General features: G+C 70.0%; 18 protein-coding genes and 1 tRNA gene. 17 read left to right on the top strand and 2 right to left on the bottom strand.

Going from position 1 to position 21332, the window contains the following annotated elements; translation table 11 throughout:
• Positions 1-124: 124 nt before the first annotated feature.
• The 5 genes from ACFQ6S_RS19170 to ACFQ6S_RS19150 all read left to right on the top strand — a co-directional run bounded on the left by ACFQ6S_RS19170 (position 125) and on the right by ACFQ6S_RS19150 (position 8366).
• Positions 125-1684 carry an alkaline phosphatase D family protein gene (locus ACFQ6S_RS19170; protein ID WP_383410678.1) on the top strand — a complete coding sequence of 520 codons (1560 nt, stop codon included), beginning with the start codon at positions 125-127 and terminating at the stop codon, positions 1682-1684.
• 93 nt (positions 1685-1777) lie between these two features.
• Positions 1778-2971 carry a hypothetical protein gene (locus tag ACFQ6S_RS19165; protein WP_383410675.1) on the top strand — a complete coding sequence of 398 codons (1194 nt, stop codon included), beginning with the start codon at positions 1778-1780 and terminating at the stop codon, positions 2969-2971.
• Between the two features lie 181 nt (positions 2972-3152).
• Positions 3153-4652, top strand: coding sequence for a D-ribitol-5-phosphate cytidylyltransferase (locus tag ACFQ6S_RS19160; RefSeq protein ID WP_383410672.1), 1500 nt, complete (start codon positions 3153-3155; stop codon positions 4650-4652).
• A 117-nt stretch (positions 4653-4769) separates the two neighbouring features.
• Entirely contained in the window at positions 4770-6914 is a 2145-nt protein-coding gene (locus tag ACFQ6S_RS19155; RefSeq protein ID WP_383410669.1) for a hypothetical protein, read from the top strand.
• Between the two features lie 225 nt (positions 6915-7139).
• Entirely contained in the window at positions 7140-8366 is a 1227-nt protein-coding gene (locus tag ACFQ6S_RS19150; RefSeq protein ID WP_383410666.1) for a glycosyltransferase family 2 protein, read from the top strand.
• On the opposite strand, the gene ACFQ6S_RS19145 is transcribed toward ACFQ6S_RS19150, so the two are convergent.
• Entirely contained in the window at positions 8335-10383 is a 2049-nt protein-coding gene (locus ACFQ6S_RS19145) for a hypothetical protein (protein WP_383410664.1), read from the bottom strand. The two genes, ACFQ6S_RS19150 and ACFQ6S_RS19145, sit on opposite strands and share 32 nt — an antisense overlap.
• Positions 10384-10595: 212 nt before the next feature.
• Here ACFQ6S_RS19145 and proB point away from each other — a divergent pair, with 212 nt between their 5' ends.
• The 5 genes from proB (at position 10596) to ACFQ6S_RS19120 (ending at position 15704) form a co-directional block, all read left to right on the top strand.
• On the top strand, positions 10596-11723 hold the full coding sequence (gene proB, locus ACFQ6S_RS19140; RefSeq protein WP_383410661.1) for a glutamate 5-kinase: 1128 nt from the start codon (positions 10596-10598) through the stop codon (positions 11721-11723).
• A gap of 183 nt (positions 11724-11906) precedes the next feature.
• Positions 11907-12362 (top strand): hypothetical protein, encoded by a 456-nt coding sequence (locus tag ACFQ6S_RS19135; RefSeq protein ID WP_383411302.1) that lies wholly within the window; start codon positions 11907-11909, stop codon positions 12360-12362.
• A 75-nt stretch (positions 12363-12437) separates the two neighbouring features.
• The gene (locus ACFQ6S_RS19130; protein WP_383410658.1) at positions 12438-13724 is read left to right on the top strand and encodes a glutamate-5-semialdehyde dehydrogenase; all 1287 of its coding nucleotides are present in this window, start codon (positions 12438-12440) and stop codon (positions 13722-13724) included.
• 200 nt (positions 13725-13924) lie between these two features.
• On the top strand, positions 13925-14500 hold the full coding sequence (locus tag ACFQ6S_RS19125) for a hypothetical protein (protein ID WP_383410655.1): 576 nt from the start codon (positions 13925-13927) through the stop codon (positions 14498-14500).
• A 121-nt stretch (positions 14501-14621) separates the two neighbouring features.
• The gene (locus ACFQ6S_RS19120) at positions 14622-15704 is read left to right on the top strand and encodes a hypothetical protein (protein WP_383410653.1); all 1083 of its coding nucleotides are present in this window, start codon (positions 14622-14624) and stop codon (positions 15702-15704) included.
• Between the two features lie 17 nt (positions 15705-15721).
• On the opposite strand, the gene ACFQ6S_RS19115 is transcribed toward ACFQ6S_RS19120, so the two are convergent.
• Positions 15722-16840, bottom strand: a complete 1119-nt coding sequence (locus ACFQ6S_RS19115) for a M48 family metallopeptidase (protein WP_383410650.1) — start codon at positions 16838-16840, stop codon at positions 15722-15724.
• 125 nt (positions 16841-16965) lie between these two features.
• Between ACFQ6S_RS19115 and ACFQ6S_RS19110 the strand changes: the two genes are divergently transcribed.
• From ACFQ6S_RS19110 to ACFQ6S_RS19080, 7 genes are all read left to right on the top strand, one after another.
• Entirely contained in the window at positions 16966-17127 is a 162-nt protein-coding gene (locus ACFQ6S_RS19110; protein ID WP_383410648.1) for a hypothetical protein, read from the top strand.
• Between the two features lie 130 nt (positions 17128-17257).
• Entirely contained in the window at positions 17258-17422 is a 165-nt protein-coding gene (locus ACFQ6S_RS19105; protein WP_383410646.1) for a hypothetical protein, read from the top strand.
• Between the two features lie 77 nt (positions 17423-17499).
• Positions 17500-18138, top strand: coding sequence for a nicotinate-nucleotide adenylyltransferase (gene nadD / locus ACFQ6S_RS19100; protein WP_383410643.1), 639 nt, complete (start codon positions 17500-17502; stop codon positions 18136-18138).
• A 25-nt stretch (positions 18139-18163) separates the two neighbouring features.
• Positions 18164-19870 carry a LytR C-terminal domain-containing protein gene (locus ACFQ6S_RS19095; RefSeq protein ID WP_383410642.1) on the top strand — a complete coding sequence of 569 codons (1707 nt, stop codon included), beginning with the start codon at positions 18164-18166 and terminating at the stop codon, positions 19868-19870.
• Positions 19871-19969: 99 nt separating this feature from the next.
• Positions 19970-20416 carry a ribosome silencing factor gene (gene rsfS / locus ACFQ6S_RS19090; RefSeq protein WP_383410639.1) on the top strand — a complete coding sequence of 149 codons (447 nt, stop codon included), beginning with the start codon at positions 19970-19972 and terminating at the stop codon, positions 20414-20416.
• On the top strand, positions 20413-21084 hold the full coding sequence (locus ACFQ6S_RS19085; RefSeq protein ID WP_383410636.1) for a histidine phosphatase family protein: 672 nt from the start codon (positions 20413-20415) through the stop codon (positions 21082-21084). The genes rsfS and ACFQ6S_RS19085 overlap by 4 nt, the downstream gene beginning before the upstream one ends.
• A 129-nt stretch (positions 21085-21213) precedes the next feature.
• A tRNA-Ala gene (locus tag ACFQ6S_RS19080) sits at positions 21214-21286 on the top strand.
• Positions 21287-21332 lie beyond the last annotated feature (46 nt).

Below are 21332 nucleotides of genomic sequence, written 5' to 3'. Positions count from 1 at the left end.
CGACGGGTCTTCTGTTGTCTCCCTGTTTGTCATGCACGCGAAGTATGCCGTTCAACGGGCGGACCGCCCTGAAGCATGAGCATCCGAAGTGTCCAAGAGGCCAGCGAGGCAAGGGAGTTCGCCGATGACCCAGGAGAACGGGTCCGTGTCCCCCGACCGACGCCGCTTTCTGACCGCCGGAGCCGCCGTGCTCGGCGCCGCGGCCTCCGCCCAGTTGTGGCTGCCGAGCGCCGCCCGGGCCGCCGAAACCCCGCTGCCCGACGGCGTGTTCAGCCTCGGCGTCGCCTCCGGCGACCCGCTGCCGGACGGCATCGTGCTGTGGACCCGGCTCGCGCCGGACCCGTTCAACGGTGGCGGGATGCCCGACTCCGCCGTCACGGTCGAGTGGGAGCTCGCCGAGGACGAGCGGTTCCGCAAACCGGTGCGCCGGGGCGTCGCCCAGGCCAGGCCCGAGCTGGGGCACAGCGTTCACGTCGATGTACGGCGGCTGCGTCCGGGCCGTACGTACTGGTACCGCTTCCGCGCCGGCGGCCAGCTCTCGCCGACCGGCCGCACCCGCACCGCGCCCCACCCGCACAGCTCCGGCGGCCGGCTGCGCATGGCGCTGGCGTCCTGCCAGAACTGGCAGCACGGCTACTTCACGCCGTACGCCGACATGCTGGAGCAGGACCCCGACTTCGTCCTGTTCGTCGGCGACTACATCTACGAGTCGACGCCGTCCTCGACGGGCGTGCGCCGGCACGAGGGCACGGGTGAGCCGTACAGCCTGGTGCAGTACCGCAACCGGTACGCCCAGTACCGCACCGACCCGGACCTCGCGGCGATGCACGCGAACGCGCCCTTCGTGGTGACCTTCGACGACCACGAGATCGACAACGACTTCGCCGGCGAGATCCCGCAGGACCCGGACAAGCAGACGCACGAGGCCTTCGTGGCCCGGCTGACCGCCGGCTACCAGGCGTACTACGAGCACATGCCGGTCCGGGCGAGCGCCATCCCCACGGGGCCGCACATCCAGATGTACCGCCGCCTGGAGTTCGGCCGGCTGGCCCGGCTCAGCGTGCTGGACACCCGCCAGTACCGCAGCGACCAGGTCACCAGCCAGGAGGCGGCCCAGGACCCCTCGCTCACCATGCTGGGCGCCGAGCAGAAGAAGTGGCTGATCAACGGGCTGCGGCACTCGCCGGCCCGCTGGAACATGATCGGCTCGCAGATCATGATGGCCGAGACCGACCTCCAGGTCGGCCCGGGCAAGCTCTGGTTCTACGACGCCTGGGACGGCTACCAGGCCGAACGCAACGAGCTGATGGAGGAGTTGAAGCACGTCCGCAACCCGGTGGTGTTCACCGGCGACCGCCATCTGACGATGATCAGCGACCTCAAGGACGACTACGCCGACCCGGACTCCGCCGTCGTCGGAGCCGAGTTCGTCGGTACGTCCATCTCCAGCAACGGCGACCAGGACCAGGCGGCGTTCCACAAGGAGTGGGACCCGCGCGTGCCCGACAACCCGCACTGGAAGCTGCTCGACGCCCACCGCGGCTACCACCTCTTCGACGTCCGCCGTGACGGGATCGACGCGCAGGTGCGGATCGTGGACACGGTCCGGCAGCAGACGGCGACGCCGAGCACGCTGGCGCGGCTGCGGGTCGAGGCGGGCCGGCCGGGCGTCGGGGTCGTGTAGCCGCCGTGACGGCTGGTGGGAGACCTGGGACTCATCCGTGTCCCAGGTCACTCTCAGCACAGTCTCAGGAACCTCTCTTACCGTCCTCTGACCATGGAGACGGACTGTACGAGAGATGAACTCCGGGGGAACGGCGCCGCGATCACCCCGCTGCCCACCGGCACCCGGCTGCTGCACATCGGTCCGCACAAGACCGGCACCACCTCGATCCAGGGCGCCCTGTTCGCGGCGAAGGACGAGATGGCCCGGCACGGCGTCGAGTGGCCGGCCGCCACCCGGCACCCCATGGAGGCGGTCCTCGCCGTGTGCGCCCGCACCGGGATGATGGGCGACGCCAAGCCGACCGAACGGCACTGGGACCGCTTGCTGGAGCAGGTGCACGCCACGGGCCGGCGCACCTCGGTGATCAGCAGCGAGTTCTTCGCCGACGCCCCCGACGACGCGGCGATCGGGCGGATCGTCGGACGGCTCGGCGGCGACCGTGTGCACGTCCTGGTCACCCTGCGCCCGCTGGCGCGGATCATGCCCTCGCAGTGGCAGCAGTACGTGCAGAACGGTCTGCGCATGGGCTACGAGGACTGGCTGGAGCACATGCTCAGCAGGCCCCCGTACGAGAAGCCCAATCCCAGCTTCTGGCGCCGGCACCGGCACGACCGGCTCATCGAGCGCTGGGTACGGGTGGCCGGCGCCGAACGGGTCACCGTCGTCGTGGTGGACGACCGGCACCGCGAGGGGCTGATGCGCACTTTCGAGGCGTTGCTCGGGCTGCCGAAAGGTCTGTTGCGTCCCGTTCCGGACGCGGCGAATCGCTCACTCACCCTCGCCGAGACCGAAATGCTGCGGAATCTTAATAAGGAATTCCGCGCCAATGAACTGCCCGAGGAGCTCTATTCACAGCTCGTCCGAAACGGCGCCGTGATGCATATGAAGAACACGTGCACTCCCGGTCTCGGTGATGTGAAGATCCGCACCCCGCAGTGGGCCGTCGAGGCCGCCGCCGCGATCGGCGCCGAGATGGCGGAGCGCATCGGGGTGACGGGCGTGCGGGTCCTCGGTGACATGCGCCTTTTGTCGGCCGTGCCGAAGCCCGGAACGCGTACGGAGGCGGACCCGCTCATCGCTCCCGAGGCTGCTGCCCAGGCGCTGTACGGAGCCCTCGCCGCGGCGGCGGCCGCGCCCGTGCGGCACACCGCACCCGCCAAGTCGCGCACGGTGCATCAGGCGTCGTCCGGGGAACTCGTGCGGGTGCTCGGGCACCGTTGCCTCAAGCGGCTGCGACTGCGCTGAACCTGTGCGGTTACTCACAGCAATTACCCGGAACCTTCGGAGGGCCTCTCGCCATTGACCATGCGTACAAGGTGAATGACAGGTTGCGCGCACATATGCAGCCGGGGACGCTCACCTTGCACTGCGGTAACCACAAGTGGGACCATTTCCAAGTTCCCAGTCGCCACAAGGTAGGTCACCTGTGTCCCAGCGCATAGCCAAGCCCCGTACCACCGCAGTGATCCTGGCCGGTGGCACCGGTCAGCGGGTGGGTCTGTCGATCCCCAAGCAGCTGCTGAAGATCGCCGGCAAGGCAGTCATCGAGCACACGCTGACCACCTTCGAGAAGGCCGACTCGATCGACGACGTCATCGTGCTGATGGCGCCCGGCTATGTGCCGGACATCGAGAAGATCGTCGCCAAGGCCGGGTTCACGAAGGTCAAGAAGATCATCGAGGGCGGCTCGACGCGAAACGAGACGACCGAGCGCGCCATCGACGCCCTCGGCGAGGGCCTGGCCGAGGGCGAGGACCTCAACGTCCTGTTCCACGACGCCGTACGCCCCCTGCTGTCACGGCGTGTGATCGACGACTGTGTCGTGGCGCTGGAGCGCTACCAGGCCGTCGATGTCGCCATCCCGTCCGCGGACACCATCATCGTCACGCGCACGCACGGTGAGGACGGCGAGTTCATCACCGAGATCCCGGACCGCTCCCGGCTGCGCCGCGGCCAGACGCCGCAGGCCTTCAAGCTGTCCACGATCAAGCGGGCCTACGAGGTCGCGGCCGGTGACCCCAACTTCCAGGCCACCGACGACTGCTCCGTCGTGCTCAAGTACCTGCCGGACGTGCCGATCCACGTCGTCGCGGGCGACGAGTACAACATGAAGGTCACCCAGCCGGTCGACGTCTTCATCGCCGACAAGCTGTTCCAGCTGGCCTCCACGGCCACTCCCGAGCAGGTGAGCGAGGAGACCTACCGCCGGCTGCTGACCGGCAAGACCGTCGTGGTCTTCGGCGGCTCGTACGGCATCGGCAAGGACATCGCCGAGCTCGCCGAGTCCTACGGCTCCAAGGTGTACGCGCTGGGCCGTTCCACCACCGGCACCCACGTGGAGAACCCGGAGGAGGTCGACGACGCGCTGTCCAAGGCGTACGCCGAGACCGGGCGCATCGACTACGTCGTCAACACCGCCGGTGTCCTGCGCATCGGCAAGCTCGCCGAGACCGACAACGCCACCATCGAGGAGGCGCTGAAGGTCAACTACCTCGCCCCGGTGCAGATCGCGCGGTCCTCGTACAAGTACCTCTCCGAGACCAACGGACAGCTGCTGCTGTACACCTCCAGCAGCTACACCCGCGGTCGCGCCGAGTACAGCCTGTACTCCTCGACCAAGGCCGCCATGGTGAACCTCACCCAGGCCCTGTCGGACGAGTGGGCCGGCGACGGCATTCGGGTGAACTGCATCAACCCGGAGCGCACCGCCACGCCGATGCGCACCAAGGCCTTCGGCCAGGAGCCCACGGGCTCCCTGCTGTCCTCCGAGGCAGTGGCCCGGACCTCCCTGGACGTGCTGCTCTCCGAGCTGACCGGCCATGTCATCGACGTCCGCCAGCAGGACCCGACCGCGCCCGCAGGACAGGCCTCCGGCTTCGAGCAGGCGCTGGCCAGTGTGCTTGACCGGCAGGACGGCATGGCATAATCAAGATTCAATAGCCTTATGGAATTCAGGCCTCTGCGTTTCTTCGTTCACGGAGAATTCACAGGGGCCTGAGTCCTTCTCCCTTCAGACCGGCCCCTCTCCCTGAGCAGGTTCTCCGTGATATCCACCGCTATTCGCGTCGCCCGGGTGGGCAGCGCGGCCGAGCTGGCCGCGGCGGCCCTCATGATGCTGGGCTTCCCGGCACTCATGCTGGCCGCGCTCGTCCCGAGCGTCCCCGCCTTCGCGGCCGCGGCCGCCGTGACGTACCTGGCGGACCACTATCTGCACCGCAGGGGCAGCTATCTGGTCAACCGCCTGAGCAAGGTACGGGCAGGTCTGTCGATCCGCTTCCTGATCAGGGAGCTGCTGCTGATCCTGCTGCTGGCCCGGCTCGGCTTCGCGGACGACCTGATCTACTACGGTGCGATCGCCTGCTTCATCGCCTTCTACGGCCTTCAGGCCCCGCACGGCGCGCTGGTCACCCTGATCCGCAACCGCCGCCGTATGCCGGTCGCCACCCGCAACATCGACCTCGCCGCGCGCATCCGCATCCCGGACGCCCCGCCCCGGAAGCTGCTGCACCGCTCCGCCGAGAAGATGCTGCACCTCGACCTCGCGGCCGTGGCCGGCATCCTCGTCTCGGCCGCCCTGGAGTCGGCCGTGGCCGGCTTCATCGGCATCGGCATCACGGTGGGCCTGGGCCTGCTGTACGTGCTGGCGCTGGTGCCGTACGTGCGCGGCGCGAAGATCCCGCCGAACGCGGAGAAGGTCCTGGCCGCCGTCGACGACTGGCTGGCCGAGTACCGGCCCGAGACGGTGCTGTACTTCTCCGGCTCCAAGGACTCCGCGTACCAGGTCAACATGTGGCTGGAGACCATGGAGCAGCTGGACTCCAGGCCGCTGATCATCCTGCGCGAGCGGGTCATCCTGAACAACCTGGCGCCCACCACGGTCCCCGTCATCTGCGTGCCCGGCGGTGTGCACCTGATGAACCTGGACCTGACGAATGTGCGCGTCGCCCTGTATGCCGCGAACGTCGGCAAGAACATTCACCTGCTGCGTGTCCCGACCATGAAGCACGTCTTCATCGGCCACGGCGACAGCGACAAGCTGGCCAGCGTCAACCCGTACAGCAAGGTCTACGACGAGGTCTGGACGGCCGGCCGCGCGGGCCGCGACCGCTACGCCATCGCCGATGTCGGCGTCCGTGACGACGACATCGTCGAGGTCGGCCGCCCGCAGCTGGCGCCGATCCAGGGCTTCAGCGGTGTCCCCGAGGGCCCCGGCGGAGCCGCTGATGGCCGCTGCCCGACGGTGCTGTACGCCCCGACCTGGGAGGGCTGGGACGGCAACCCCGGCAACACCTCGATCGTGCTGGCCGGCGAGAACATCGTGAACAAGCTGGTCAACGCCGACCCGCCGGTCCGCGTGCTGTACAAGCCGCACCCCTTCACCGGCACCGTCAGCAAGGAGGCCGGTGTCGCGCACCGCCGGATCGTGGCCCTGGTCGAGCAGGCCGCGACCGAGCGTGCCACCGACCCGCGCTTCACGGCCGACGTCGCGGCGCAGGCCGCCGCCAAGGCCGAGCTGGCCCGCATCGAGACCCGTCTCGCCGAGCTGTCCGGCAAGGGCAAGGGCAACAATGCCGGCGACGAGGCCGAGGCCACCCGTGACGGGCTGGTCGACCTGGCCCGGCACGAGGAGGTCGCCCGGCTGCGCGCCGAGTGGAACACCGCGTACTGGCGCTCCTTCCCCGGCCACGAGCACCGTGTCATCTCGGGCGCCGAGCCGCGTTTGTACGACTGCTTCAACGTCTCCGACGCGATGGTCTCCGACATCTCCAGTGTGGTCTCCGACTTCATCGCCAGCGGCAAGCCGTACGCCGTGACGGACTCCGCCGAGGTGGGCGTGGAGGAGTTCAAGCGGGCGAACACGGCGGTGCGTGCCGCGACGATCCTGTCCAACAGCGCGGCCGAGCTGGGCGAGCTGCTGGACGCCGTACGCGACCCGGCGGCGGACTCGCTGGCCGAGGACCGGGGCGACCTCAAGCGGTACCTGCTGGGACCGGACGAGCCGACGTCCATCGACCAGTTCAACACCGCGGTGGCTGACCTGGCGATCAAGGCCGAGACGCGCAATGTCGGCCAGGACTCGAGGGTGGCGGCCGGAGCCGATGCGGACCCCGAGCCCGAGCCCGACCCCGAGCCGGCGACCGTGCTCGCGCAGCGACCGACGGCGGGCGGGGACGACTTGACCGCCTGACCCACGGACCCGACGGAGCGGCCCCCGAGGAGCGATCCTCGGGGGCCGCTCCGTCGTTTCTGGCGGGCCTCTTACGTTTCCCGAATAGCGTGAGCCCATGTCAGTTCGCGATGTGATCTGACTCACCAAAACATGAACATAAGGCAACCGCTTGTAGTGCCCAGCCGTCTACCAGGTAGCGAATGAGGCGATACGGGGGAAATATCCCGTTGACAAGGGGGAAACGTGACCGCCACGCAGCCTGATGTGACTGTGATCATCGGGGCGTACGAAGCGATGCCGTACCTGGTCGAGTGCCTTGGCTCTGTCGAGGCACAGACCATCGACCCGGGGCGCATCGAGGTCATCGCCGTGGACGACGGATCGACGGACGGCACGGGGGAGTGTCTGGAGGAGTTCGCGGCCCGGGTGCCCATGCCGGTCACCGTCATCCGGCAGGAGAACTCCGGCGGGCCCAGCGGCCCGCGCAACGTCGGACTGGGCAAGGCGACCGGGCGTTACGTCTTCTTCCTGGACGCCGACGACCGGCTGGGCCCCGAGGCCCTGGAGCGCATGGTCGCGATGGCCGACAGATGCGGCACGGACGTGGTGCTCGGCCGGATCGAGGGCGTCAACCGCACCGCGCCCAAGTCGATGTGGGGCAAGACGCTGGAGCGGACGGACCTTTTTTCCTCCAACATCAAGTTCACGCTCAGCGCGCAGAAGCTGTTCCGCCGTGAGCTGCTGACCCGGCACAACATGCGCTTCGACGAGTCCCTGTGGACCGGCGAGGACGCGCTGTTCACGATGGAGGCCTATCTGCGGGCCGACGGCGTCTCCGTGATCGCCGACTACACCTGCTACTACCTGGTGGGCCGCGACGACGGCAAGCACGTGACGAAGAGCGGCGGCTACAGCCTGCGCTTCGACTCCGCGCGCGCCCTGATGAACCTGATAGCCGACCACATTCCCGCGGGTGACCGCCGCGACCTGCTCATGCTCCGGCCCTTCCTCATCACCCTGCTGCCGCAGTTCGGGCCGAAGTACGCCAAGGACGGCGAGAAGGTCCGGCAGCACAAGCTCGAACTGGCGAAGCCCCTCATGGACACCTTTTGGACCCCGGGCATCGCCCGCCGCCTCAAGGTCGACGAGCGGCTGCGGCTGCACCTGGTCGCCGAACAGCGCCCCGAACTCCTGCTGCCGGTCGTGGAGTTCGTCAAGGCCAAGAAGCAGCCGGCGGCCCTCCTGGAGAAGAAGGGCCGCCGTGTCTACCTCGCCTACCCGCACTTCCGGGACGCGGCGGCGGGCATCCCCGACTCGGTGTACCTCGCCGAGCCCCGCCAGGCCCGCGCCTACCCCGGCTACCGGGAAGGCGGCGCGGACTCGTTCCTGCGGCGTGCGGTGCGCAAGGCGCGCCGGGTGCTGAGGTCCTCGGGCGGGGCTACGCCGGGCGGGCGGGCTGCGGCGGCGTAGCGGACCGCCGCTGGTCCGGGATCTCCGTGGCGGTCTCCGCCGCCAGCCGCTCCGCCATCCGCGCCCGGTGCTCCCGGGCCGCCGAACACAGCGCCCGCACGGCGTCGTTGAAGCGCACCTGTGACGTCGGTTCGTCCGGCCCCAGCAGGTGTCGCTTCAACTCTGCCCGTGCCTTGGCCAGTTCGTCCTTCTCGGGGTGCCGCACCGCGTCCAGCAGGTCCGGCATCCCGGCCGCGTCCGGCGTCAGCACGGTCGCCGCGCGCACGGTCGGGAAGGCCTTGCGGAACACGTCCTCGGCGAGGCCGCTGGTGTTCGCCACGGCGTACGGCTTCCCGCTCGCCAGGAAGTCGCTGATCACGCTCGACACGTCGCTGATCAGCAGGTCCGCCCGGTCGAAGCAGGCGTGCAGCGCGGGCCGCACGTCGGTGACGACCTGATGCTCCCCCTCCGGCAGCGACGCCCAGTACGCCTCCTCCCAGGCCGCCGTGGCCGCCGCCACCGCATCCGCCCGCCCCGGCTCCGGCGCCGACTGGAGCATCATCCGTTCGACCTGATCGGCGCCCGCCCGCGCGTCGGTCGTGGTGAGCCGGTCCAACTCCTTCGTGCGAAGGGCGAGTTCACCCGTCTCCCGCGGCCGCTCGCCCGTCCGCTCCCGGTTCGCCGCCCGGATCAGCTCACGGATGCGCAGATCGGCCGCCCCGGCCCGCGGGTCCACCGACCCCGTCAGCGGATGCGGCTTGTACAGCAGCCGCACGCCCGGGTCCGCCAGCAGCGCCCGTACGAGGTTCTCGCCGGCCCCGATCACCGAGGTGTTGCCCGGGTTGCCGTCCCAGCCCTCCCAGGTCGGCGCGTACAGGACCGTCGTACGCGCTCCGGTCGGCGCTCCCTCGTACGGCGCTACGGCGTCAAGCTGCGGGCGGCCGATCTCCACCACGTCCTTGTCCTCGACGCCGACCTCGGCCAGCGCGTACCGCTCCCGCGCCGCGGGACCGGCCACCCACACCTCGTCGTAGGCCTTCGCGTACGGGTTGCAGGACGACAGCTTGTCGCTCTCCCCGTGGTTGACGAAGGTGTGCTTGAGCGTGGGGATGCGCAGGACCTGGGAGGTCTTGCCGGAGTTCGAGGGGTGGATGAGGGCCTGGAGCGAGGACTCCTCCAGACGCATCAGCGTGGAGACCTTCGGCAGGCACAGGATCGGCACGTCGGTAGGGCCGATCTTCTGCACCATGAACCGCTCGCGCAGCACGATCAGCGGACGTCCGTCGATCCCCGCGAGGGGCTCCAGCCACATGTTCGCCTGGTACGCCGAGGACGCGCCGCCGGAGAAGTACAGCCCGACCGTCGGCCGGTACTCCGCGAGCCAGGCGTCGAGCCAGTCCAGCGTCTCCCGCTCGCCCGCCGGGCGCCGGCTCGGCAGCAGCCGTACGACGAGGTCGTACAGGCCCAGCAGCGCGAGGCCCAGGGACAGCGCGACGCCGAGGGCCGCGCAGCGCGGGTCGTCGGTGGCCGCCGTGGTCAGCAGGCCCGCCGTGGCCGGGAGGCCGAAGACCAGCAGACGGTGGCCGGGGCGGCGCAGCAGGAGCGGCGGGGCGGCGGACAGACGCAGCGCGGAGGCGTCGATGTTGCGGGTGACCACCGCCGGAGTGCGGGTGCGCCGGACCAGCACCGAGAGCGCCTGGATCGCGCAGTGCAGGGCGTAGAACGCCAGCAGGCCCGCGACCAGCGGGGTGTAGAGCGTCTCGCGGTGCTGCTCGCCGAGTCGCAGCAGGGCCACGACCAGCAGAAGGTCCCGCAGTACATGCCGCACCGTGATGTCCGCGTGCGACTTGGCGAACGCCGACAGCACACCGCGGTGCCAGCGGTACAGCACGCCCTCCACGGCCAGGGACACGACCGTGGCGGCGAGCAGCAGCGGGACGTGCGGGCGCAGCGCGGCCAGGGCCTGGGCGCAGAACGCCGCGGCCAGGAGCACCGTGACCAGGGCTCTGACCCGGATGCTGGACAGGGGTGTGGGCAACTGCGGTCACTCCAAGGTCGGCGCGGGAAGTCTGCGCTGGGGTTAACGCGCGGCAGCGTACAGACGACACGCGTGTGTCTTGAAGGCTTTGGGTGGCTGAAAATGGTCACGTTTTGGCTGTCCGGAGACTGGACCGATGCGCGCCGCTCGATCCGCTTCGCGTAGATTTCCGGTGCAGGCAACGGGCATCCGCGCGAGGGGAAACAGCACAGGTGGCAGGGGCAAGGCAGGGTGTGTGCGAGGCCCGCAGGGTCGTCGTCAAGGTGGGCTCCTCGTCGCTGACCACCGCGTCCGGCGGCCTGGACGCCGACCGGGTCGACGCGCTCGTGGACGTCCTCGCCAAGAGCCGCAGCGGCGGGGAGCGGGAGATCGTCCTGGTCTCCTCCGGTGCCATCGCGGCCGGGCTGGCCCCGCTGGGCCTGCGCCGCCGCCCCACGGACCTGGCCCGCCAGCAGGCCGCCGCCAGCGTCGGCCAGGGCCTCCTCGTCGCCCGCTACACCGCCTCCTTCGCGCGCTACGCCGTACGCGTCGGCCAGGTGCTGCTGACCAGCGACGACATGAGCCGCCGCGCCCACCACCGCAACGCCTCGCGCACCCTCGACAAGCTCCTGGCGATGGGCGCGTTCCCGATCGTCAACGAGAACGACACGGTCGCCACGGACGAGATCCGCTTCGGCGACAACGACCGGCTCGCCGCCCTGGTCGCCCATCTGGTGCGGGCCGACCTGCTGGTCCTGCTGTCCGACGTGGACGGCGTGTACGACGGCGACCCCAGCAGGCCGGGGACCTCGCGGATAGCTCAGGTGCGAGGGCCGGAGGATCTCGCGCACGTCGAGATCGGCAGCTCGGGCAAGGCCGGCGTCGGCACCGGCGGCATGGTCACCAAGGTCGAGGCGGCCCGGATCGCGGCAGCCGCCGGTATCCCGGTCGTCCTGACCAGCGCGATCCATGCCGCGGAGGCGCTCTCCGGCGGCGACACCGGCACCTACTTCCACGCCACCGGCAAGCGCTCCGCCGACCGGCTGCTGTGGCTCCAGCACGCGTCGACACCCCAGGGGTCCCTCACCCTCGACGACGGTGCGGTACGGGCGGTCGTGGAGCGCCGCAAGTCCCTGCTTCCGGCCGGGATCGCCGCCGTCGAGGGTGAGTTCAGCGCGGGTGACCCGGTCGAACTGCGCGACAGCGCGGGGCGCGCGGTCGCACGCGGGCTCGTCAACTTCGACGCCAAGGAGATGCCGAGGCTGCTCGGACGGTCGACGCGGGAGCTGGCGCGGGAGCTGGGGGCGGAGTACGAGCGGGAGGTCGTGCACCGGGACGATCTGGTGATCCTGGAGCCCTGAGGGAGCCCTGAGGCCGGCCGGAGCCGAAAACAGGGGGAACGCCCCGTTTCAAAGTTCGCCCTGAGGTGGACGTTCCGCAAAATCGCCCCGCGAGCCCTTGCGGCCTGCTGAACTTTGTCTGAGGGACAGATTCCGTACGACCATCGAGTCGGTCACTGCGTGAAGGAGGCCGTCGTGAGACGAGTGCGCCCGGGAACGGCGTCCCGCAGTGCCGGTGGGGCCTCGTCCCGTGCGGCCGGTGAGGAGCGCGCCTTGACGAGTGTGGCGGCCGGCGACCGCTACGAGGAGCCCAAGGACCTGCCCCGTCTGTGGCATGTCACCCTCAGCGTCTCCGGCCAGGAGGCCCCGCTGAAGGAGGTGCGCCGCGCACTCGAACAGCTCGCCCACGACCACCCCTTTCTGCTGACCAGCCGGTATGCGGGCGACCACGCCGAGATCCGCTACTGGGAGGAGGCCCGCGATCTGCACGACGCGGCGGCCGTCGCCCTGCGTCTGTGGGGCGAGCACCGGCAGAGCGCGGGACTGCCGCCCTGGGAGATCGTCGGCCTGGAGGTCATCGACCGGGAGACCTACCACCAGCGCGTCGCCGAGGGATACGGACCGCCACCGGCGACTCCGGTGGGTGTCCATCCCTATTGAGCGGCCCTGGGTGGCGTGTCTCGCGGTTCGGAATGCACGCTGGACCGGCCGGGCAACCGCACTACCCTTCATTCCATGACCACGCTTTCGCCGTACGACTCCATGTCCCCGGTCAACCGGGCCGCCTACCGCGCCAAGGCCGCCGCCGCCGACCTCGCGCCGCTGCCGCGGGCCGAGAAGGACGACGCGCTGCTCGCCATCGCGGACGCGCTGGAGGTCCGTACGAGTGAGATCGTCGAGGCCAACGCCAAGGACATCGCCAAGGCCCGCGAGGCCGGCACCAGCGAGGCGATCATCGACCGGCTGACGCTGACGCCGGAGCGCGTGCGGGCCATCGCCTCCGACGTACGGGACGTCGTCGCGCTGCCCGACCCGGTCGGCGAGGTCGTGCGCGGCTCCACCCTCCCCAACGGCATCGACCTGCGCCAGGTCCGCGTCCCGCTGGGTGTCGTCGGGATCATCTACGAGGCCCGCCCGAACGTCACCGTGGACGCCGCCGCCCTCTGCCTGAAGTCCGGCAACGCGGTGCTGCTGCGCGGCTCGGCGTCGGCGTACGAGTCGAACAGCGCGCTGGTGCGGGTGATCCGGGACGCCGTGGGCGGGGCGGGGCTGCCCGCCGACGCCGTGCAGCTGGTGCCCGGTGAGAGCCGGGAGAGCGTGCGCGAGCTGATGCGCGCCCGCGGGCTCGTCGACGTGCTGATCCCGCGCGGCGGTGCCTCGCTGATCCAGACGGTCGTCACGGAGTCCATCGTCCCGGTGATCGAGACCGGCACCGGCAACTGCCATGTCTACGTCGACGCCCACGCCGACCTCGACATGGCGATCGAGATCCTGATCAACTCCAAGGCCCAGCGCGTCAGCGTCTGCAACTCCGCCGAGACCCTCCTGGTCCACCAGGACATCGCCCCCGAGTTCCTGCCGCGGGCCCTGGACGCCCTCGCGAAGGCCGGCGTGACCGTGCACGCGGACGAGCGGGTGATGGCGTACGCCAAGGACTCCGAGGCGACCGTCGTCGAGGCCACGGCCGAGGACTGGGAGACCGAGTACCTGTCGTACGACATCGCCGCCGCGGTCGTGGACTCGCTGGACAAGGCCGTCGAGCACATCCGGCTGTGGACCTCCGGGCACACCGAGGCCATCGTCACCACCTCGCAGCAGGCCGCCCGCCGTTTCACCCAGCTGGTCGACTCCACGACGGTCGCGGTGAACGCCTCCACCCGCTTCACCGACGGCGGCCAGTTCGGCTTCGGCGCGGAGATCGGCATCTCCACGCAGAAGCTGCACGCCCGCGGCCCGATGGGGCTGCCGGAGCTGACCAGCACGAAGTACATCGTCACCGGCGACGGGCACGTACGGCGCTGAATCACGCCGTCTTCGGGCTCGCAGGGGGCGCGGCGGCGGGCCTCGGGGCGCATGGCGCGCGGCCAGGGCATATGCGTCCGACACGCGCCCCCGGACTGCCTCCGTACCCCTGGGGCCTGGCCCGCGAGGGGTGTCTCACAAGGCGGATGAATTTCCATACCGTCTGCCCAAATTGACCCCCCAGGACTACTCTGGATCCCGTGCCGGAGGACGTGGGGGGCACGCCGTTCCCTGACGGCTGGGAGCCCGACGACGACCACGACCGCGGGGTGTCGGACGAAGAGTTCGCCTCCGTGGTCTTCGACGAGGCCTTCGTACAGGCGGCCGCGGTGCACGAGCCGACCGCCGTCGAACGCCTCCTGGCCGCCGCCCAGGCCAGAGCCGAGGCCTCCGAGGCGGAAGCGCGCCGGGCCCACGGCCGGGGCGAGCGGTACGAGGAGGGCTACGGCCCCGACGACCGCCCCGCTTTCAGCCATGATCCCGAGCTGGACGATCTGGACGACACGGACATCCTCGAGGGCCACTACGGCGCCCCCGGGACGTACGGCAAGCAGGTCCGCTGGCATCGTCCGGTCGCCTGGATGCTCGCCCTCGTGATGGGCATCGGCATGGTCGCGCTGGCCTTCACGGCGGTCTATCGCGGCGCCTCCTCGGGCAGCCGGGACCAGGTCCCGCCACCGGCGTCCACGGGCCTGGAACAGGGCAACGGAGCCATTCCCTCCGCCTCCGCCGACTCCTCGCCGCCGGCCGTCCCGGCGACTCCGCGTACGCCCTGATCGGAGCCGATCCAGGGCCTGAGCGCTACGGAGAGCTGTCGCACGATCCTGGTGAGAACCTGTCAGAACTTGTCGTGTAGCAGGGCGTTTACCTGAGCTCTCCGCGACCTACCCTGAAGATATGGGAGGGCCTGGAGACCCACCTGAGGGGACACCCGAGGGCGGCCCCGGAGGTGGCGAGGAAGAGTACCGATCCGTCGTCTTCGACGAGTCGTTCGTCCGTGCTGCCCGCCTTCAGGAGTTCTCCGCACAGGAGCGGATGGCGGACCACGCGCCCGCCGTACGCCGCCGTCCACCCATGCGCCGGGGCCTGTCGCGGCAGGCTCTCGTCCTCGTCCTGTTGATCGCCGTGGCCTTCGGTACGGCGATCTACATGGGTGTACGGCATCCCTACCAGAGCCCCGCCGGTTCCGGGCCGCCCGTCGAGCCGCTGCGGATGACCGTCATTCCGCTCGCGCCGGAGGGCGAGGTGCCCGGCACGAGCGACACCGACCTGCTGTACGCGCACAGTCCCGCCGCGCAGTTCCGGATCGGCGCGGAGGGGATTCCGCTGCCGGCCGCGCGGCGTACCGCTCACTTCTCGGACAGTCAGGTCACCAGCGCGCTGAGCATCGCCAAGGACTATCTCGTGCGGTCCTCGCTCTATCCCGAGGTGCTGACCGGTGACGAGGTCCGTCCGGTGCGGGTGCTGCTGGATCCCGACCAACTGGACCAGTTCGACCAGAGCTTCAGGCATCCGGCCGCGGACGGGCGGCATGCGCCGACCGGGTGGCTGGTTCGCTTCGACTCCTCGCAGGCCGAGCTCGCCGATCGCAAGATCCGGGTGCAGGGGACGCTCCAGGCCGCCGAGACCGACGCGTCGACGCTCGAGGTCACGGCCGATCACACGTTTGTGTACGCGCTGCGGGCCGCGGCGGCCGGAGCCGGTGAGAAGGCAGCCGAGGCGTCGCTGTTCACCGTGCGGCGGGAGCTGCACTTCCGGTTCGACCGTGAGGACCTGCGACTGCACCAGGCCCAGCTGGTCGTCTCCTACGTCCAGGCCGGGCCGCTGTCCTGCGCCGACGACTCCACGAACCGGCTGCATCCGCTGCTGACGGGCCAGACCGCCAAGGAGGGCGGCCCGGCCGGCACCGACCCGTATGCCACGGGCGGGGCGACGGCGCTGTGCGGGTCGCTGGCGGCGGGGTCGCAGCCGAAGGTGTGAGCGCCCCGGCCGTCGGTTCAGTTCTCGGTTCCGGTGCCGTCCGTGCCGTCCGTGCCGTCCTGCCTCGGCTCGTCCTTCGGCGGTGCGCTCGTGAAGCCGCCGAAGCCGCGGCGGACCCGGCCGCCCAGGTCGCCCGCGCCGCCGGCGATGTCCGTGACCAGCTTCATCAGGGGGTCCTTGGAGGACTTCACGTGGGTGGCGTAGTGGGACGCCGACTCGCGGAAGGAGTCGGTGACCGAGGTGTCCTTGTCCTCCGAGCGGCGCGGGTAGTGGCCGTCCATGATCCGCTGGTGGTCGCGGGTCTCGGCCCACTTCTTCAGCTCGGCCGCGCGGACCGTGGTGAAGGGGTGGGAGCGCGGCAGGACGTTCAGGATCTTCAGCACCGAGTCGCGCAGGTCGCCGCCCGCCTCGTACTCATCGGCCTGCTTCAGGAACGCGTCCACGTTCATCTCGTGCAGATGGTGGCCGCCCGCGAGCTTCATCAGCCCGCGCATCGAGGCGTTGAGGTCCTGGCCGACGAGCAGGCCGGCCCGGTCGGCGGAGAGCTCGGACTTGCGGAACCACTCCCGCAGCGCCGTCACGATCGCCATGATCGCGAGGTTGCCCAGCGGGATCCACGCGACCCGGACGGCGAGGCTGGTCAGGAACAGCAGGATCGTGCGGTACACCGAGTGGCCGGAGAGGGCGTGGCCCACCTCGTGGCCGACCACCGCCCGCATCTCCTCCTCGTCGAGCAGCTCGACCAGCCCCGTGGTGACGACGATGATCGGCTCGTCCAGACCGATGCACATCGCGTTCGGCACCGGGTCCTGGTTGACGTACATCGGCGGGACCTTCTCCAGGTCCAGGATGTAACAGGCGTCCCGCAGCATGTCGTTGAGATAGGCGAACTGCTGGTCCGAGACCCGCACGGAGTCGGACAGGAACAGCAGCCTGAGGCTGCGCTCGGGCAGCAGTCCGCTCAGCGCCTTGAAGACCGTGTCGAAGCCGCTGAGCTTGCGCAGGGCCACCAGGGCCGAGCGGTCCGCCGGGTGTTCGTACGCACGCGAGGAGATCCCCGGGAAACGCCTGCGCTGCCTGCTCGGCACGTTCTCGTGCCCGTTGTGCTCGTGGCCGTCGGACATGTCTTCCCCCATGTGCGTCTGGATGGGTCTCTCTCGGCCCTTTGCGGAGCCTTGTTCCGCCCTTTGCGCCCCCGAAGCAGAGCCCAGCCTAGGCGGAGTTACCTTGGACGGGCACTACAGCGAAGGAGTTCCGCGTCATGGAGCACAACCCCGCGGCCGTCTGGTTCACCGAGGCCGCGAGCGCAGCCGAGCAGCAGGGGGCGGGAAATCTGCTCCGGGTCGTACTGATCGTGATGGTCGTGGGCTGTGTGCTGACCGCGTGGTTCCTGTTGCGGGGCTACAGGCAGAAGGACGACTGAACCGTCGGGAAGGTTGCGCGCCGGTCGTCGAAGGCGCCCCAACGGTGGAGTCGGCGTGATCCCCGTCATGGCGCCCGCTTACCATGAGCCGACATCTTTATCCCGCTCACACCGATAGGTCACGCCGAAGATGAGCTTCCACAGCGCAGCTGCCCAGTTGGCCACCCTCGCCGCGGAGGGTGAGGAGCACGGCGGCAACCACAACAGCATCAGCCCGCTGCTCACCGGTGGCGGCGCCTTCGTCATCCTGTTGCTGCTGCTGTGGATCACCACCCGCTTCAACCGCGACCGCTGAGTCCCGGCCAGCCCCCTGACTCCGCCCGCACCACGGTCGGCCGGAGCTCTCAGGCGGGGCCGGTAGGGTCTGCACGCATGGGAGAGCAGGACATGCCTACCGGCCCCGGAAACGGACCGTCGAACACCGGAAAGCGCCGCATCGGCGTTATGGGCGGAACGTTCGACCCGATCCACCACGGCCACCTCGTAGCGGCCAGCGAGGTCGCCGCGCAGTTCCACCTGGACGAGGTCGTGTTCGTGCCGACCGGCCAGCCCTGGCAGAAGAGCCACCGGCACGTCTCCCCGGCCGAGGACCGCTATCTGATGACGGTCATCGCCACGGCCGAGAACCCGCAGTTCTCCGTCAGCCGCATCGACATCGACCGCGGCGGTCCGACGTACACGGTGGACACCCTGCGCGATCTACGCGCGCTCAACCCCGACACGGACCTCTTCTTCATCACCGGCGCCGACGCCCTCGGCCAGATCCTGACCTGGCGCGACTCCGAGGAGCTGTTCTCCCTCGCGCACTTCGTCGGGGTCACCCGGCCCGGCCATCACCTCGACGACGCGGGCCTTCCGGAGGGCGGTGTCTCGCTGGTCGAGGTTCCCGCGCTGGCCATCTCGTCCACCGATTGCCGCGCGAGAGTCGCAAAGGAAGATCCCATCTGGTATCTGGTGCCCGACGGAGTCGTGCGCTACATCGACAAACGTGAGCTGTACCGCGGCGAGTGAGGCAGTGAGCCGAGAGGGGCTACCGGTGAACGACCGATACGACGCGGGGGCCGCAGGACAGGGCGCCGACCAGTACGAACTCGTGGGTTACGACGAGTACGGGCGGCCGGTCTACCGGCAGATCCCGCCGCAACGGCCGCCCCAGCAGCAGTACGACCCCTACGCACAGCAGGGATACGGCTACGACCCGTACGCGACCGGCCAGCAGCAGCCGGTGCAGTCGTACGACCCCTACGCCGCCGGCGACACCGGTCAGCAGCCGCCCACGCCCTCCTACGACGCGTACGGCACGGGCACGCACCACCAGCAGCAGCCGGGCGCGCACTCGCCGCCGTACGACCCGTATGGCCGTACCGCCGCAAGCGGGCAGCAGCCGCGGGTCGCCGAGCAGACCGCCTACATCCCGCAGCAGGCCGGACCGGTCGAGGAACCGGTCGGCCAGGAGCGGGGCGACCGGGACTACCGCACCGAGCAGTTCGCCTTCGTCGAGGAGCCCGACCAGGACTCCGAGGACGTCATCGACTGGCTGGCGTTCACCGAGAACCGCACCGAGCGCCGCGAGGAGGCGAAGCGGCGGGCACGCTCGCGCGTGATCGCCCTCGTGGTCGTGCTGGCGATGGTCGCGGCCGGCGGCGTCGGCTACCTCTGGTACGCCGGGAAGCTGCCCGGCCTCACCTCGTCGGACGACAAGACCGACACCGCGACGCCCGTGGGCGCCCAGAAGCGTGACGTGATCGTCATCCACCTGCACAACACCAAGAAGGGCGGCACCTCCACGGCGCTGCTCGTCGACAACACCACCACCAAGCAGGGCACGACCGTGCTGCTGCCCAACTCCCTCGCCCTGACCGGTGACGACGGCAGCACGACCACGCTCGCCAAGTCGGTCGACGACGACGGTTCCTCGGGCACGCGCGACGCGATCGACACCGTTCTCGGCACCGAGATCCAGGGCACCTGGCGGCTGGACACGCCCTATCTGCAGAACCTCGTCGACCTGGTCGGCAACATCGAGGTCGACACCAACGCCGAGGTGCCCGACCCGGACGCCAAGGCCAAGAGCGCCGCGCCCCTCGTGCGCAAGGGCAAGGGCCAGACCCTCAGCGGCAAGACGGCCGTCGCCTACGCCACCTACCAGGGCTCGGGCGAGGCGCAGAACGCCCAGCTGGAGCGGTTCGGGCAGGTCATGCAGGCCATGCTGCGCAAGCTGACCTCGGACACCCAGGGCGCGACCACCACCGTGCAGACGCTGGGCATGATCATCGAGCCGCCGCTGACCGACAAGGACCTCGGCGCCTTCCTCGCCAGGCTCGCCGACCTCGCCAAGGGCGGCGACTACAAGACCGCCCTGATGCCCGTCCAGAACGACGGCACGCTCAGCGCCCAGTCGAGCGCCAGCGTGGTCAAGGACGTCCTCGGCGGCACCGCCAAGAGCCCCGACAAGGACGCCGCGGTCCGCGTGTCCGTCCGCAACGCCAGCGGGGACAAGGACAACACCGGCAAGGCCCGCGTGGTGCTGCTGAACGGCGGCTTCACCTTCCTGGAGGGCGGCACCACGTCGACCGCGGCCACCTCGAAGGTCGTCTACGCCGACGCCGCCGACAAGGACAACGCCACCGAGGTCGCCAAGACCCTGGGCCTGTCCGCCGACGCGGTCGGCAAGGGCGAGGTGTCCGGGAACGCGGACGTCTCGGTGGTGCTCGGCCAGGACTACGAGCCGTCGTCCGAGTAGACGCGCAGCGCACCCCACGTGAGCCGATAATCACGTGGGGTGCCGTCGGCGGTCCGTGAGACCCTTGATGTCAAGTGTCCGCCGATCGAAAGCCTTGTAGTGACCGCTACCGACCGTTCCCTCGAGCTCGTCAACACCGCCGCCCAGGCCGCAGCAGACAAGCTCGCGCACGACATCATCGCCTACGACGTCAGCGACGTCCTGTCGATCACGGACGCCTTCCTGCTGGCCTCCGCGCCCAACGACCGCCAGGTCAAGTCGATCGTCGACGAGATCGAGGAGCGGCTCCAGAAGGAGCTCGGCGTCAAGCCGGTCCGCCGCGAGGGCGACCGTGAGGCCCGCTGGGTGCTGCTCGACTACGTCGACATCGTCGTCCACGTCCAGCACAGCGAGGAGCGCGTCTTCTACGCCCTGGAGCGGCTGTGGAAGGACTGCCCCGAGCTCGAGCTGCCCGAGGACGCCAGGGCCACCCGAGGCAAGGCCGCGGAGCACGCCAAGCACCAGGCCGCCGAGGAGGCGGCCGAGCTCGGCGGTGAGTGGCGATGAGTGCCACCGGCGAGGTGTCCGCGGGCAAGTCCGGCCGCGGACGCCGCGTCATCCTGTGGCGGCACGGCCAGACCTCCTGGAACGTGGAGCGCCGCTTCCAGGGCAGCACGGACGTTCCTCTCACCGAGGCGGGCATCTCCCAGGCCCGCCGTGCCGCCCGGCTGCTCGCGGGCCTCAAGCCCGACGCGATCATCGCCTCCGACCTCCAGCGCGCCGCGCACACGGCCGCCGAGCTGGCCGCGCTCAGCGGCCTGGAGGTCACCCACGACGAAAGCCTGCGGGAGACCTACGCCGGCGTCTGGCAGGGGCTGACGCACGAGGAGATCATCGCCCGGTTCGGCGAGGAGTACGCCGCGTGGAAGCGCGGCGAGCCGGTGCGCCGGGGCGGTGGCGAGCTGGAGACCGAGGTCGCCGACCGCGCCGCCCCCGTGGTGCTCCGGCACACCGAGAAGCTCCCCGACGACGGCACGCTCGTCGTGGTCAGCCACGGCGGGACGATCCGTACGACCATCGGCCGTCTCCTCGGCCTGCAGGCCCGGCACTGGGAGAGCCTCGGCGGGCTCTCCAACTGCTGCTGGTCCGTGCTGGGCGAAGGCGCGCGCGGCTGGCGCCTGCTGGAGCACAACGCCGGCACGCTGCCGGAGCCGGTGCTCGGCGACGACGACTGACGCCGGGTGTCCCGGCCGCGCCGGCCCGGGAATCCGGATTTCACTTTCCGGCAGGTCACAGGCTAGAGTTCTTCTTGTTCGCCCCGCCGAGCGGGACGCGAGACAACATGCGGCTCAGCCGCGTGGCAAGGGGCTATAGCTCAGTTGGTAGAGCGCCTGCATGGCATGCAGGAGGTCAGGAGTTCAATTCTCCTTAGCTCCACAGCGAGACAACAAGATCCCGCCGATCAGTCCGATCGGCGGGATCT

The organism is Streptomyces sp. NPDC056479, from assembly GCF_042795335.1.
Taxonomy (GTDB): Bacteria; Actinomycetota; Actinomycetes; order Streptomycetales; family Streptomycetaceae; genus Streptomyces.
Note: the sequence above shows the minus strand (reverse complement) of the source record. Positions and strands in the feature narration are given on the sequence as shown.